The sequence below is a fragment of the Streptomyces sp. NPDC044704 genome, from assembly GCF_056433525.1.
Map to the genome: position 1 here is coordinate 260,306 of NZ_JBWKGY010000003.1, position 13,893 is coordinate 274,198.

Below are 13,893 nucleotides of genomic sequence, written 5' to 3' on the forward strand. Positions count from 1 at the left end.
GCATTCCTATGCCCCGGTCCGGACGATCAGAGACGGAGACACGGTGACCACCATCGACACCGCGACCATCACGGTCGAGCTGCCCGACGCCTTCGACCCGCGCTGGAGCCGCCTGCCCGGCATCCAGGTGGACGACCGGCGCATCACCATCGACCCGGCCGAGTACTTCTTCCGCTTCGAGTCCAATACCTGGCTCGTCGCCGACTGGGAGCTGGTCAAGGCCCAGCTCCTCGAAGTGGACGAGACGACCGAGAGCGCGGTCGAGCAGCTCGCGCTCGACTTCATCAAGTACCACGGCGAGTCCACGTCGGATGCCGCCCGCGTGCTGGCGACGGCGTACGGGGTCTACTCGTACCTCTTCCGCGAGGAGCACCTGGCCGGCCTCGGCCTGCCGCAGATCACCGCCGATCACCTGCGCATGCTGCGCGAGGCGGCCACGCTGATGGCGCTCAACAAGGTCGAGCTGGACGGGCACATCTCCAACGTCGGCCCGTGCTGGTTCTTCCCGGCCGCCACTTCCGTCGTCTTCGACCTGGACGACGAGATGGGCGGAATGCTGGACGAGGTCTACCACGGCGGCTGGTTCAACGAGCACCGCCGGATCGAGTCCATCAAGGCCCACACCGCCCTCGGCGGCCGGCTCGTGCACGGCTGCCAGTCGGTGCCGAACCAGTCCGGCGGGGTCGTCGCGCCCTACGGTGCCTCGATGGCGAACTTCCGTGACGACCTGGCCGAGTTCAAGGCGGGCTGGATCGAGCAGGTCTACGCCCACCGCGTGACCGCGGCCGAGTAACGCCAAACCCCCGCACGGCTCCGGGGCGGGCTGACCCGCTCGCCCGCCCCGGAGCACACCAGCCCCTGGAGACCTCCATGGACCAGAGCCTCACCGCCGCCCTGCTGGACGACCTGTGCACTCTCGTCGGCAAGCCCATCCCCGAACGCGCCGAGATCCGCGTCTGGGGCATGTCCGGCGTCGAACGCGTCACCTTCCCCGACGGCACCACGGCCGTCTTCAAGTACGCCAAGGAGCCCTTCGACCGCGAGGCCCAGGCTCTGCGGGTGGCCCACCAGCGCGGACTCCCGGTCCCCGAGCTCCACGCCACCGCCATGCAGGACAAGTGGCTCGGGATGCTCATGGACGACCTCGGCACCCCGGTACGGGATGCCGACGACCTCGATGGCGTGGCCGCCGCCGTGATGCTCCACGCCGCCCGCCCTGCGGGCGGCCTGCCCCTCCTCGACGGTGCTGGCCTGGCATCCATGCCCGGCCGGGCCCTCGATCACCTCCAGCGGCTACGGAAGGCCGACCGGTGGACGGACTGCGACGACATCGAGACCGCTCTGGGGAAGATCTCCGCGTCGGCTGAGGCCCGCGTCCAGGGGGCGACACTCGACCCGTTCGGCTGGGTCCACTCCGAGTTTCACCCCACGAGCATCCACATCGGGGAAGACGGCTGGCACCTCCTCGACTTCGCCCGCGCCTTCACCGGCCCCGGCCTGATCGACCTCGCCTCCTACCACGGCACCACCGACACGCCGAGCCCCGTCCGGCTGCGCGTGTTCCTGGAGCAATACGTCACCGCAGGCGGCCACGAAGACGCCCTCGCCGCCCGGGGCGGCCTGGCTGCCGAGGCATGGGCCCTGGGCTGGCACCGCATGTGGGCCGTCGAATGGTTCATGGAGCAGGCCATCCGCTGGATCAACGACCCGGCCAAGGACCCCGCATACATCCCCGTCGTCCGCCGCCACCTGAACGACGTGGTCCAACTCCTGGAGGTCTAGGTGCTCGCCCAGGTCTCCCCCTGGTACGCCCACGCAGCCCAGCGCATAGCCGCTTCCCCCGCCCATGCGCTCACCGCACCAGCCCGGATGGAGTGGAGCACCCACGCGGGCCTCGGTCCCGGAGCAGAAATTCTGGGACGGGACCTGCGCGGCAAGCGCCTCCTGGAGCTGGGCTGCGGCCCCGGCCACAACGTCGCCCACCTCGCCAAGCTCCACCAGGCCCGCGTAACCGGTGTCGACCTGGTCGGACTCCAGATACGCCGCGCCCGGTCCCACTACGGCCAACTCGACGGTGCCACCTTCGCTGCCGGGCACGCGCTGCACCACCTGCAGGCCACCGGCCAGAGCTTCGACGCGATCTACTCCGTCTTCGGCGCCGTCGGCCTCGTCGCCCCCGAGCTCCTGCTCGCCGCGATCTCCCGCCGCCTCAAGCCAGCTGGAGTCCTGGCTTTCTCCGTCCCGCACCCGGCACGGGCCGGAAGACATCCATCCACGGACGACCGTCCGCGCGAGGACTACGTCACCATGCCCGACCACACCCGGCTACCCATCGCCCGATGGGAGTTCGATGCCCGCCGCTGGGGCGCACACCTCGTGCATAGCGGCCTGCGCATCACCTCGGCGTTGGAGCTGCGTCACCCTCGCCGCGACCCGTGGCCGACCACCCTCCTGATCACCGCCCGCAAACGCTGACCCCGGAGGCACCGATGACCCTGCCCTACCTGCTCTTGGACATCGACGGCGTCCTCATCCCGTTCCCGGCGGCAGATGGCAGCACCCCACCCACCCACGTCCGCCACACCGTCCTGCCCACTGGCCGGCACCCCGACGATCCCGTCCCCATCTGGCTCGACCCCAGCCACGGCCCGGTGCTCACCGATCTCCTGGCCAGCAGCCTCCTCACCCCGGTTTGGTGCACGAGCTGGCGCAAGGACGCCACCACGATCATCGGGCCGCTTGTGGGACTGCCGGACTTCCCCTACCTCGACCTCCCCCGCCCACAGATCACCACCAGCCATCCCGACGGATACCTCTGGAAGCGCGACCACGTCGACCCCTGGCTCGGCAAGGCCCCCGCCGTCTGGATCGACGACGACTTCGCCGCCGCCGACCACACCTGGGCCGCCGAACGCACCGCCCGCGGCTACCCCACCCTCCTCGTCCAGCCGGACCCTTACACCGGTCTCCAGCCGAGCCACGTCGCCGAGGTGCGGGACTGGGCGGTCCTCCTGGACGCAGCGGGTGGAACGCCGGCAGCCGCATAGCGTGGGCCTCGCGTCCGGTCTACGAAGCGGATCGATCCGACCGGGCGTTCCGATGATCAATCAGCCGCGTCACGGCATCGTCCAGCCTCTTCGCCGTGCGATGGACGGCTTCCAGCACGGAGTGGGCAGCAACACCATCAGCCCCCGAGTTCAGTGCCTTGGCAACCTGGTTCAGGTTGTTGCCGATGCACCCGAGCTGACGTCGCGCGGCGAAGATCTCGACAACGGTCTCTCGTTCACCGGCAACCTCAGCGGCTGTGCGGTTCAGGTCACTCGACGCGGCAAGCGCGCAGTGCGCGAGGAAGCCGGCGTTCGTCATGTTGGAGACCTGGGCGCCCGCGCTGATCTCGACCAGCTCCTCTTCACTCAGGCGGACCGTGCAGACGATCTTGCGCTGCGGGGGCTTCCGGTGACGCCTCCGGATTCGGGAGAGCGGCTCTGCGCGATCTCTCGCGCTGGCCCGTTGGGCCAGCTGTCGGCCCTCTTGAAGGCACACCTGCGGGACTTCCCCGCCGATGGGCCCGAGAGCTGGATCTTCACGGCGCCGCAAGGCGGACCCGTGGTCTACACGCACTTCATGGACGGGTCCTGGCGGCCCGCCTGCGCGAAGGCCGGAATAGCGAAGGGCACCGGACCCCACTCCCTCCGGCACCACTACGCCAGCTTGCTGATCAAGCACGGCGAGTCGGTGAAGACCGTCTCCGAGCGCCTCGGCCACACCAATGCGGCCATGACGCTGAACATCTACACCCACCTGTGGCCCGACTCCGAGGAGCGGACCCGGGCTGCTGTCGACAAGGCGTACGCGGACCAGTCCGCCGATGCCCAGACACAGGTCGACGAAGCGGCGTAGCCGCTCCCCCCGCGTGCCGGACTCATCCAGCGCGCTGCGGACTCTGTGCGGACTGCAAAGGCCGCCCAACCCGCTCCGTCGCAGGTCAGGCGGCCTTTCGCCGAACGTATTAGACGTTGAAGCGGAATTCCACCACGTCGCCGTCCTGCATGACGTACTCCTTGCCCTCCATGCGGGCCTTGCCCTTCGCGCGGGCTTCGGCGACCGAGCCGCACTCGACCAGGTCGGCGAAGGAGATGACCTCGGCCTTGATGAAGCCGCGCTGGAAGTCGGTGTGGATGACGCCCGCGGCCTCGGGGGCGGTGGCGCCCTTCTTGATGGTCCAGGCGCGGGTTTCCTTCGGGCCGGCCGTCAGGTACGTCTGAAGGCCGAGGGTCGTGAAGCCGACGCGGCCGAGGGTGGCCATGCCGGGCTCCTCCTGGCCGACCGACTGGAGGAGTTCGAGGGCCTCGTCGTCCTCCAGCTCGATGAGCTCCTGCTCCAGCTTGGCGTTCAGGAAGATCGCCTCGGCGGGGGCGACCAGCGCGCGCTGCTCGTCCTTGAAGGCCTCGTCCGTGAGCTCGTCCTCGTCCACGTTGAAGACGTACAGGAACGGCTTCGTGGTGAGGAGGTGCAGCTCGTGCAGGAGGTCGCCACGCTCGGTGCCCTTGGTGATGCCCTTCGAGAAGAGGGTGTCGCCGGCTTCGAGGATCTTCTTCGCCTCGACGACGGCCGCGAGGACCGCGACCTTCTCCTTCTGGAGGCGGGACTCCTTCGTCAGGCGCGGCTCCGCCTTCTCGATGGACTGGAGGTCGGCGAGGATCAGCTCGGTGTTGATCGTCTCGATGTCGTCCTTCGGCGAGACCTTGCCGTCGACGTGGACGACGTTCTCGTCCTTGAAGGCACGGATGACCTGGCAGATCGCGTCCGACTCGCGGATGTTCGCGAGGAACTTGTTGCCCAGGCCCTCGCCCTCGGAGGCGCCGCGCACGATGCCCGCGATGTCGACGAAGTCGACCGTCGCAGGGAGGACCTTCTGCGAACCGAAGATGCCCGCGAGGACGGCCAGGCGCGGGTCCGGGACGCCGACGACGCCGACGTTCGGCTCGATGGTGGCGAACGGGTAGTTGGCCGCCAGCACGTCGTTCTTGGTCAGGGCGTTGAACAGGGTCGACTTGCCGACATTCGGCAGGCCGACGATTCCGATCGTGAGCGACACGTTGGCGACTTCCCGTAGCTGGAGGGGGCGGCGGCCCGGAGTGGGCCACCGGACAGTTTACTTTCAGATGAGTGGCACTGGATGTACGCGTGTCCAGGGCCCCGTACGGGGGGCCTCCCGCCTAGTTTGGTGGGGTGGAGCAATACAGGATGCGTTCGGTACGTCACCCTCAGGCGCCCCAGTCGCCCCAGGCGCCCCGCCGCCCGGTCCCGGGCGGCGGCGTACCCGCACAGGCCCAGCGGCCCCGGCCCCGGCCGCCGATGGCCCGCCGGATGCCCCGGCCCCGGCTGACCGGGCTGGGCGGCGGGCTGCTCGCGTGCACCGGCATGCTGCTGGCCGCCGGGATCTCCTGGCTGCTCTTCGGCTCCTCGCTCTTCGTGTACGGGCTGCTCTTCCTGCCGGTCGCCGCCGCGACGGCCCTGTGGGTGCGGCCCGCCGACCTGATCACGGCGCCGGTCTCCGTCCCCATCGCCTTCGCCGCCGGGGTGTGGCCCGTCTCGGGCGGCTCCAGCGGCTTCGCCGGGCAGCTCATGGGGGTGGTCTCCGCGCTCTCCCTGCACGCCGGGTGGCTCTACGCGGGCACCCTGGTCGCCGCCCTCATCGCGCTGGCGCGGCGCGCCGCGCTGAGCGGACGCCGGCGCGCCGCCCGCCGCAGCACGGCGGCGTACTAGCCGCTCCCCCGAGTGCGTGGGGGCTACCCCGCCTGGTCGTCGCGGGCCGCCATGGCCGCCCCGACGATCCCGGCGTCGTTCTGGAGCTTCGCCGGGACGATCTCCGCCCGGACGCCCTCGATCAGCGGGAGGAACTTCTCGGGCTTGCGGCTGACGCCGCCGCCGAGGACGAAGAGGTCCGGGGAGAACAGCATCTCGACGTGGGCCAGGTACTTCTCCAGCCGCCGCGCCCAGTGGTGCCAGCTGAGGTCCTCGTCCTCCTTGGCCTTGACGGAGGCGCGGGTCTCCGCGTCGTGGCCCTTCAGTTCGAGGTGGCCGAGCTCGGTGTTCGGTACGAGCCGCCCGTCCCGGAAGACGGCGCTGCCGATGCCCGTGCCGAGGGTGAGCAGGATGACCGTGCCGGCGACCCCGCGCCCCGCCCCGTAGGTGATCTCCGCGACCCCGGCCGCGTCGGCGTCGTTGAGGACGGTGACCTTGCGGCCGTCGAGCCGGGAGGACAGCAGGGCCGCCGCGTCGAGGCCGACCCATCCCTTGTCCACGTTGGCGGCCGTCCGGGTGATGCCGTGCGTGACCACGCCGGGGAAGGTGACCCCGATCGGCCCCGTCCACGAGAAGGCGCCGACCACCTCGGCAACGCAGTCGGCCACCCCCTCGGGGGTGGCCGGTTGCGGTGTCAGTACTTTGTGGCGCTCCTGCGCCAGCTCGCCGCGGTCCAGGTCCACGGGAGCGCCCTTGATCCCGGAACCGCCGATGTCCACACCGAAGATCTGCATGGAATCACCGTACGAAACGAACGAGCCGCCGCGCGAGCCAGTCGCCGGGGCCGGGACCGCGCGAGCCGGGGCGAGGCCGTCAGTCGGTCCGGCTCCCGGCCGTCAGGCGGTCAGGGTCCGGCCGTCAGGCCGTCAGGCGTCCGGCCCGCCCGCCACCAGCCCCGCCGCCTCGGCGCGCAGGTCGCGGCGCAGTTCCTTCGGGAGCGAGAAGACGATCGACTCCTCGGCGGTCTTGACGATCTCGACGTCCGCGTAGCCGCGCTGGGTAAGCCACTCCAGGACCTCCTCGACCAGGACCTCCGGCACGGAGGCGCCCGAGGTGAGGCCGACGGTGGTGACGCCCTCCAGCCAGGCCTCGTCGATCTCGCTCGCGAAGTCGACCAGGTGGGCGGCGCGCGCGCCCGCGTCGAGGGCGACCTCGACGAGGCGGATGGAGTTCGAGGAGTTCTTCGACCCGACGACGATGACGAGGTCGGAGTCGGCGCCCATCACCTTGACGGCGGCCTGGCGGTTGGAGGTGGCGTAGCAGATGTCGTCGCTCGGCGGGGAGACGAGGAGCGGGAACTTGGTCTTCAGGGCGTCGACCGTCTCCATCGTCTCGTCGACGGAGAGGGTGGTCTGCGACAGCCAGACGACCTTCGACTCGTCCCGCACCGTCACGTTCGCGACGTCGTCGGGGCCGTCCACGATGGTGATGTGGTCCGGTGCCTCGCCGGAGGTGCCGATGACCTCCTCGTGGCCCTCGTGGCCGATGAGGAGGATGTCGAAGTCCTCGTTCGCGTAGCGGATGGCTTCCTTGTGCACCTTGGTGACCAGGGGGCACGTCGCGTCGATCGTCGCGAGCTTGCCGCGCGCCGCCTCCTCGTGGACGACGGGGGCCACGCCGTGCGCGGAGAACATCACGATGGAGCCCTCGGGGACCTCCTCCGTCCGCTCGACGAAGATGGCGCCCTTCTTCTCCAGGGTCTGGACGACGTACTTGTTGTGCACGATCTCGTGGCGTACGTAGACCGGCGCACCGTACTGCTCCAGGGCCTTCTCGACGGCGATCACGGCTCGGTCCACGCCCGCGCAGTAGCCGCGGGGGGCGGCGAGCAGGACGCGGCGGGATGCGGGAGCGGGGGCGGGTGCAGTCATGTCCTCCATCGTACGGGGGGCTCCAGCAGGCCGTACGTCCCCCGTCCGGCACACACTTGCCCGAAAGCCTGTCCCGCCTATCCCTCGGAGGACGGATGGCGTCCGTCACGGATTCCGGTACGCCCGCGCCCACCGCCCTGCGGCGGAGCCTCGGCTTCCGGGACCTGGTCGTCTACGGTCTGCTCTTCATCGCCCCGATGGCGCCCGTCGGGGTGTTCGGGACCCTGGACGCGAAGTCGCAGGGGGCGGTCGCGCTCGTCTACCTCGTCGCGACGGTCGCGATGGCCTTCACGGCCTTCAGCTACGCCCAGATGGTGCGGGTGGCCCCGCAGGCCGGTTCGGTGTTCACGTACGCCCGCAAGGGGCTCGGGGAGGGGCCGGGGCTGATCGCCGGGTGGATGGCGATGCTCGACTACCTGCTGATCCCGGCCGTGGCGTACCTGTTCTCCGGGATCGCGATGAACGCGCTGGTCCCGGAGGTGTCGCGGTGGGTGTGGACGGCCCTCGCCGTCGTGATCACGACCCTGCTGAACCTGTGGGGCGTACGGGCGGCCGCGCGGGTGGGGTTCGCCGTGCTGGCGATGGAGATCGTGGTCCTGCTCGTGTTCCTGGTCGCGGCGGTGGTGGCGCTGGCGGACGGCGGGGCGCGGCGCGGCTGGCTCTCGCCGCTGACCGGTGACGGCCCGCTCGGCTTCTCGGCGGCGGCCGTGCTGGGCGCGGTGTCGGTGGCGGTGCTGTCGTACCTGGGCTTCGACGCGATCGCCTCGTTCGCCGAGGAGGTGACGGGCGGCTCGGCGCGGGTGGCGCGGGCGGTGTTGTTCTGTCTGGCGCTGACCGGGGTGCTGTTCGTCGCCCAGACCTATCTGGCGGCGCTGCTGGCGCCGGTGTCCTCGGCGGAGCTGGCCGCGGACCCGGCGCTCCAGGGGCCCGCGTTCTACGACACCGTCGAGTCCTCGACCGGGACGTGGCTGCACGACCTGGTGGCGGTCAGCAAGGCGATCGGGGCGGCCTTCGCGGCGCTCGCCGGGCAGGCGGCGGCCGGGCGGCTGCTGTTCGCGATGGCCCGGGAGCGGCGGCTGCCGCGGTTCCTGGCGCGTACCTCGGACGGCACTCCGCGGGCCGCGCTGCTGGTGGCGGCGACGATGACGCTGGTGGCGGCGGTGTGGGCGGCCCGGCGCGACGACGGGCTCGACCACCTGGTGTCGGTGGTGGACGTGGGGGCGCTGGTGGCGTTCACCCTGCTGCACGCCTCGGTGGTCGGCTGGTTCGTGGTGCGGCGCGCGGAGGGCCCGCCGAACTGGTGGAAGCACCTGGTGGCGCCGGTGCTGGGGGCGGCGGTGACCGTGGCGGTGATCGTCGAGGCCTCGTGGGAGGCTCAGGTCGTGGGGGCCGTGTGGCTGGTGGTGGGGCTGTGCGTGCTGGTGGCCCAGCGTGGCCGACGCGCCGCGGACCGGTCCGACGGGCCCGCTACCGGTGTCGGCCCCGGCGGCTAGCCTGCGTGCATGGCTCTGAATACGTCGGCTGATGCGCCGCTGCCGGTCGGTCAGGTGTCCCGGCTCATCGGGGGCTGGATCGACCGGCTCGGTCAGGTGTGGGTGGAGGGGCAGATCACGCAGCTGTCCCGGCGGCCGGGTGCGGGGGTGGTCTTCCTGACGCTGCGCGACCCGTCGCACGACATCTCCGTGAGCGTGACCTGCTTCCGCCAGGTCTACGAGGAGGTCGCGGACGCGGTGACGGAGGGCGCGCGGGTCGTCGTCCTGGCGAAGCCGGAGTGGTACGCCCCGCGCGGGCAGCTGTCCCTGCGGGTGACGGAGATCCGGCCGGTCGGCATCGGGGAGCTGCTGGCGCGGCTGGAGCGGCTCAAGCGGTCCCTGGCCTCGGAGGGGCTGTTCGCGCTGGACCGCAAGAAGCCGCTGCCGTTCCTGCCGCAGCTGATCGGGCTGGTCGTGGGGCGCGCGTCGGCGGCCGAGCGGGACGTGCTGGAGAACGCCCGGCGGCGCTGGCCGGCGGTCCGCTTCGAGGTCCGCAACGTCGCCGTGCAGGGGGTGCACGCGGTGCCCCAGGTGGTGCGGGCGGTCAAGGAGCTGGACGCGCTGCCCGGGGTGGACGTGATCATCGTGGCGCGCGGCGGGGGCAGCGTGGAGGACCTGCTGCCGTTCTCCGACGAGGAGGTCGTGCGGACCGTCGCGGCGGCCCGTACGCCGGTGGTCTCGGCGATCGGGCACGAGCCGGACTCCCCGCTGCTGGACCTGGTCGCGGACCTGCGGGCCTCGACGCCCACGGACGCGGCGAAGAAGGTCGTCCCGGACGTCGGGGAGGAGCTGGAGCGGGTGCGCCAGCTCCAGGGCCGGGGGCTGCGGGCGCTGCGGGGGCTGCTGGACCGGGAGGAGCGGGGGCTGGCGCACGCGCTGGCGCGGCCGGTCTTCGTGCATCCGCAGCGGATGGTGGAGACCCGGGAGGCCGAGGTGGAGGCCCTGCTGGCGCGCGGCCGGCGCACGCTCGGCCACCTGCTGGACCGGGCGGACTCGGAGCTGGAGCACACCCTGGCCCGGGTGGTCGCGCTGTCCCCGGCGGCGACCTTGGAGCGCGGGTACGCGGTGCTCCAGCGGGCGGACGGGCACGTGGTGCGCGCGCCGGAGGAGGTGGCGGCGGGCGAGGTGCTGCGGGCGCGGGTGGCGGCGGGCGCGTTCTCGGTGGAGGTCGTGGACGGTCCGGCGGACACCGGCGGGGCGGGCTGAAGACGACACACTCCGGCAACAAATTCGATGTACCACACACATACGATGGGAACGGGATACGGGAATGACTGACACCGATACGGCGCTGGGCTACGAGCAGGCCCGCGACGAGCTCATCGAGGTCGTCCGCAAGCTGGAGGCCGGCGGAACCTCGCTGGAGGAGTCGCTGGCGCTCTGGGAGCGCGGCGAGGAGCTGGCGAAGGTCTGCCGGCACTGGCTGGAGGGGGCCCGGGCCCGGCTGGATTCGGCGCTGGCCGCCCGGAACGACGGGGCCGGGGCGTACGGGGACGGGCCGGACGGGGACGGTGCGGGCCGGCCGGAGTGATCTGGACCACCCCACGCCAATTTAGTTGAAATTTCATCTACTTTCGCCGTAGAGTCGGAGACATCGCGCTTCACCTCTTTACAGAAGAAGGCTTTCCGATGTCTCTCGTTCTCGACGCCGCCGCTCAGGACCTGCTGTTCCGCGAGGCCCGCACCGCCAACACCTTCTCCGACGAGCCGGTGACCGAGGAGCAGGTCCAGGCCATTTACGACCTGGTGAAGTTCGGCCCCACCGCGTTCAACGCCACCCCGCTGCGCGTGACCCTGGTCCGCTCCCCCGAGGCCCGCGAGCGCCTCGTCCGGCACATGGCCCAGGGCAACCAGGCCAAGACCGCCGCCGCGCCGCTGGTCGCGATCCTCTCCGCGGACAACGAGTTCCACGAGGAGATCCCGCAGCTGCTGCCGCACTACCCGCAGGCCAAGGACTTCTTCACCGAGCGTCCGGTCCGCGAGCACAGCGCGCTGGTGAACGCCTCGCTCCAGGCCGCGTACTTCATCGTCGGCGTCCGCGCCGCCGGCCTCGCCGCCGGTCCGATGACGGGCGTGGACTTCGCGGGCCTCCAGAAGGAGTTCCTGGACGACGACCACACCCCGATCATGGTCGTCAACATCGGCAAGCCGGGCGAGGACGCCTGGTTCCCGCGCAGCCCGCGCCTGGACTTCGACCAGGTCGTCACCACCGTCTGAGCAGCCGCCCGGACACACGAAGAGGCCGCCCGCCCGGAATCCCGGGGCGGGCGGCCTCTTCCACGTGCGTCAGGGGGACTACGGGGCGTCCGGGCCCTGCTTGAACTCCAGCGCCGCCGCCATCTGCGCGAGCTGCTCGAAGGGGGCCGTGCCGGTCACGACCGTGACGTAGCCCTGTTCCTGCCGCACGAGCGCGTCGTACTTCTCGCCCTCCCAGCGCTCCCACGCCCGGTCGCCGACCTGCTCGGTCTTCCCGCCGGCCTTCGCGCCCTGGGTCACCTTCGCGAGGTACTTCGGCGAGACGTCGGTGGACTGCTCCACCGCCACGTACTCCTTGCCGGGGCCGAGGAAGCCCAGGTGCCAGGCGTTGGCGTTCTTGCGCTCGTACGTCACCGAGGTCGCCCGCCACTCCCCGGAGAGCCCCGCGGGGGCCGCCACCGGGTACGGCGCCGCGCGCCGGGCCGTGAGCGTCTCCACCCGGTAGTCGACGGTGCGCGTGGGATCCGCGTCCTCGTCGTGCGGGACGAAGAGGTAGATCCCCGCCACGACGATGCCGATCACCGCCAGCGACCGGACCATGTCCCAGACCGTCTGCTTGCCCTTCATACCTGCCACGGCACCATCGTCCCGCATCCCAGGGGGGCGATCACCGCCGGGGGGTGCCGTGTCGGTGCGCGGGTAGGCGCACGGTGGGACGCAAGACGTCCGCTCACGCCAACGCCTTGACCGATATTCCGCTCATACGTGACCCGCTCTGCTCAATATGTCGACGTACCGATAGAGTTCCAGCACCCTCACATCCCGGCCGTCGTCGTACAGAAAGGTGCGCTCCGATGACCGAGCACAACCTGCCGCCCCAGCTCGAAGTACATCCCGACTCCCCCGACCGCAACCTCGCCCTGGAGCTCGTCCGGGTCACCGAGGCCGCGGCCCTGGCCGCCGGCCGGTGGGTCGGCCGCGGCGACAAGATCGGCGCCGACGGCGCCGCCGTCAACGCGATGCGCACCCTGATCTCCACCGTCTCGATGAACGGCGTCGTCGTCATCGGCGAGGGGGAGAAGGACGAAGCCCCCATGCTCTTCAACGGGGAGCGGGTCGGCGACGGCACCGGTGCCGAGGTCGACATCGCCGTGGACCCGATCGACGGGACCACGCTCAACGCCAAGGGCATGCCCAACGCGATCGCCGTCCTGGCGGCCGCCGACCGCGGCACCATGTTCGACCCGTCCGCGGTCTTCTACATGGACAAGCTCGTCACCGGCCCCGAGGCCGCCGACTTCGTCGACATCAACGCCCCCGTCTCGGTGAACATCCGCCGCGTCGCCAAGGCGAAGAACATCGCCGTCGAGGACGTCACCGTGGTCATCCTGGACCGCCCCCGCCACGAGGGCATCGTCAAGGAGATCCGCGAGACGGGCGCCCGCATCAAGTTCATCTCGGACGGCGACGTCGCGGGCTCGGTCATGGCGGTGCGCGAGGGCACCGGCGTGGACCTGCTCCTCGGCATCGGCGGCACCCCCGAGGGCATCATCTCGGCCTGCGCGATCAAGTGCCTCGGCGGCACGATCCAGGGCAAGCTGTGGCCGAAGGACGACGCCGAGCGCCAGCGCGCTCTCGACGCCGGCCACGACCTGGACCGCGTCCTGACCACGCACGACCTGGTGTCCGGCGAGAACGTCTTCTTCGTCGCCACCGGCATCACGGACGGCGAGCTGCTGCGCGGCGTCCACTACCGCTCGGAGACCGCGACCACGTCCTCGCTGGTCATGCGCTCGAAGTCGGGCACGATCCGGCAGATCGACTCCACCCACCGGCTGTCGAAGCTGCGCGCCTACAGCGGCATCGACTTCGACCGCGCCCAGTAGGAGCGCGGCGGGAGCGGCCGGCCCGGAGGGCGGCATGACGTGAGGGGCGGTCCCGTGTGCGGCGGGACCGCCCCTCTCGCGTCCGTACGTCGTACCGCGCGCCCGGCGGGGCCGGTGGCGCGGCGGGCCGGGCTCAGCCCGCCGCGGCGATCGGCCCGGGCGCACCGGGCAGGAGTTCGGCGGCGCGGCGCCTGCGGCGGCCCAGCACCACGCGCCGCTCGGCGGCGGTGAGACCGCCCCAGACCCCGTAGGGCTCGGGCTGGAGCAGGGCGTGTTCCCGGCAGGCGACCATGACGGGGCAGCGCGCGCAGACCCGCTTGGCGGCCTCCTCGCGGGCGAGCCGGGCCGCGGTGGGCTCCTTGGAGGGGGCGAAGAAGAGTCCCGCCTCGTCCCTGCGGCACACCGCCTCCGCGTGCCAGGGGCCGTCCTCTTCCCTGGCCGGCACCCGTGGCTTCGGCACGGCGGCCGTCCGCGTCGGAAGGCTCTGGACGACGGCTGCCTGCAGGGACTGATGCGGCGGATGCGGCACGGTCTACTCCTGACGACGTATACGCGAGCGAGAGACGATGCACCAGTCCCTACCCGCTGCGCGTGCCCCTA

Annotated in this window: 17 protein-coding genes; 11 read left to right on the forward strand and 6 right to left on the reverse strand. The window is 71.3% G+C overall.

Annotated elements, in window-relative coordinates; all coding sequences use genetic code 11:
- The first annotated feature begins 43 nt into the window (after positions 1-43).
- From AC07B0_RS08655 to AC07B0_RS08670, 4 genes are all read left to right on the forward strand, one after another.
- Positions 44-793 (forward strand): hypothetical protein, encoded by a 750-nt coding sequence (locus AC07B0_RS08655; protein WP_469376642.1) that lies wholly within the window; start codon positions 44-46, stop codon positions 791-793.
- 77 nt (positions 794-870) lie between these two features.
- Positions 871-1,782: a phosphotransferase family protein gene (locus AC07B0_RS08660; RefSeq protein WP_469376640.1), complete on the forward strand. Its 912-nt coding sequence runs from the start codon at positions 871-873 to the stop codon at positions 1,780-1,782.
- Positions 1,783-2,475 (forward strand): class I SAM-dependent methyltransferase, encoded by a 693-nt coding sequence (locus tag AC07B0_RS08665; RefSeq protein WP_469376638.1) that lies wholly within the window; start codon positions 1,783-1,785, stop codon positions 2,473-2,475.
- A gap of 14 nt (positions 2,476-2,489) precedes the next feature.
- A complete protein-coding gene (locus AC07B0_RS08670) occupies positions 2,490-3,047 on the forward strand; it encodes an HAD domain-containing protein (protein WP_469376637.1) in 558 nt (185 codons plus the stop codon).
- Positions 3,048-3,066: 19 nt separating this feature from the next.
- Here AC07B0_RS08670 and mobC read toward each other — a convergent pair whose 3' ends face one another.
- Positions 3,067-3,366 carry a plasmid mobilization relaxosome protein MobC gene (gene mobC, locus AC07B0_RS08675; RefSeq protein WP_469376635.1) on the reverse strand — a complete coding sequence of 100 codons (300 nt, stop codon included), beginning with the start codon at positions 3,364-3,366 and terminating at the stop codon, positions 3,067-3,069.
- Between the two features lie 90 nt (positions 3,367-3,456).
- On the opposite strand from mobC, the gene AC07B0_RS08680 reads away from it, so the two are divergent.
- Entirely contained in the window at positions 3,457-3,900 is a 444-nt protein-coding gene (locus AC07B0_RS08680; protein WP_478897372.1) for a tyrosine-type recombinase/integrase, read from the forward strand.
- 109 nt (positions 3,901-4,009) lie between these two features.
- Here the strand turns inward: AC07B0_RS08680 and ychF are convergent, their stop codons facing one another.
- Positions 4,010-5,098 carry a redox-regulated ATPase YchF gene (gene ychF / locus AC07B0_RS08685; protein ID WP_356872553.1) on the reverse strand — a complete coding sequence of 363 codons (1,089 nt, stop codon included), beginning with the start codon at positions 5,096-5,098 and terminating at the stop codon, positions 4,010-4,012.
- A gap of 149 nt (positions 5,099-5,247) precedes the next feature.
- Here ychF and AC07B0_RS08690 point away from each other — a divergent pair, with 149 nt between their 5' ends.
- Positions 5,248-5,769 (forward strand): DUF6542 domain-containing protein, encoded by a 522-nt coding sequence (locus AC07B0_RS08690; RefSeq protein ID WP_356872555.1) that lies wholly within the window; start codon positions 5,248-5,250, stop codon positions 5,767-5,769.
- 23 nt (positions 5,770-5,792) lie between these two features.
- On the opposite strand, the gene ppgK is transcribed toward AC07B0_RS08690, so the two are convergent.
- Both ppgK and AC07B0_RS08700 read right to left on the reverse strand, forming a co-directional pair.
- Entirely contained in the window at positions 5,793-6,542 is a 750-nt protein-coding gene (ppgK, locus tag AC07B0_RS08695; protein WP_469376630.1) for a polyphosphate--glucose phosphotransferase, read from the reverse strand.
- A 132-nt stretch (positions 6,543-6,674) separates the two neighbouring features.
- Positions 6,675-7,688, reverse strand: a complete 1,014-nt coding sequence (locus AC07B0_RS08700) for a 4-hydroxy-3-methylbut-2-enyl diphosphate reductase (protein WP_467290175.1) — start codon at positions 7,686-7,688, stop codon at positions 6,675-6,677.
- An 86-nt stretch (positions 7,689-7,774) separates the two neighbouring features.
- Between AC07B0_RS08700 and AC07B0_RS08705 the strand changes: the two genes are divergently transcribed.
- The 4 genes from AC07B0_RS08705 to AC07B0_RS08720 all read left to right on the forward strand — a co-directional run bounded on the left by AC07B0_RS08705 (position 7,775) and on the right by AC07B0_RS08720 (position 11,428).
- The gene (locus AC07B0_RS08705) at positions 7,775-9,172 is read left to right on the forward strand and encodes an APC family permease (RefSeq protein ID WP_478897374.1); all 1,398 of its coding nucleotides are present in this window, start codon (positions 7,775-7,777) and stop codon (positions 9,170-9,172) included.
- A gap of 9 nt (positions 9,173-9,181) precedes the next feature.
- On the forward strand, positions 9,182-10,417 hold the full coding sequence (gene xseA, locus AC07B0_RS08710) for an exodeoxyribonuclease VII large subunit (protein ID WP_356872563.1): 1,236 nt from the start codon (positions 9,182-9,184) through the stop codon (positions 10,415-10,417).
- 64 nt (positions 10,418-10,481) lie between these two features.
- Positions 10,482-10,742, forward strand: coding sequence for an exodeoxyribonuclease VII small subunit (locus AC07B0_RS08715; protein WP_469376626.1), 261 nt, complete (start codon positions 10,482-10,484; stop codon positions 10,740-10,742).
- 98 nt (positions 10,743-10,840) lie between these two features.
- Positions 10,841-11,428 (forward strand): malonic semialdehyde reductase, encoded by a 588-nt coding sequence (locus AC07B0_RS08720; RefSeq protein WP_356872567.1) that lies wholly within the window; start codon positions 10,841-10,843, stop codon positions 11,426-11,428.
- Positions 11,429-11,506: 78 nt separating this feature from the next.
- Here the strand turns inward: AC07B0_RS08720 and AC07B0_RS08725 are convergent, their stop codons facing one another.
- The gene (locus tag AC07B0_RS08725) at positions 11,507-12,034 is read right to left on the reverse strand and encodes a DUF4245 domain-containing protein (RefSeq protein WP_467290711.1); all 528 of its coding nucleotides are present in this window, start codon (positions 12,032-12,034) and stop codon (positions 11,507-11,509) included.
- Between the two features lie 227 nt (positions 12,035-12,261).
- On the opposite strand from AC07B0_RS08725, the gene glpX reads away from it, so the two are divergent.
- The gene (glpX, locus tag AC07B0_RS08730; RefSeq protein ID WP_356872569.1) at positions 12,262-13,293 is read left to right on the forward strand and encodes a class II fructose-bisphosphatase; all 1,032 of its coding nucleotides are present in this window, start codon (positions 12,262-12,264) and stop codon (positions 13,291-13,293) included.
- Positions 13,294-13,426: 133 nt separating this feature from the next.
- On the opposite strand, the gene AC07B0_RS08735 is transcribed toward glpX, so the two are convergent.
- Positions 13,427-13,822 carry a WhiB family transcriptional regulator gene (locus AC07B0_RS08735; protein ID WP_467290165.1) on the reverse strand — a complete coding sequence of 132 codons (396 nt, stop codon included), beginning with the start codon at positions 13,820-13,822 and terminating at the stop codon, positions 13,427-13,429.
- Between the last annotated feature and the right edge of the window lie 71 nt (positions 13,823-13,893).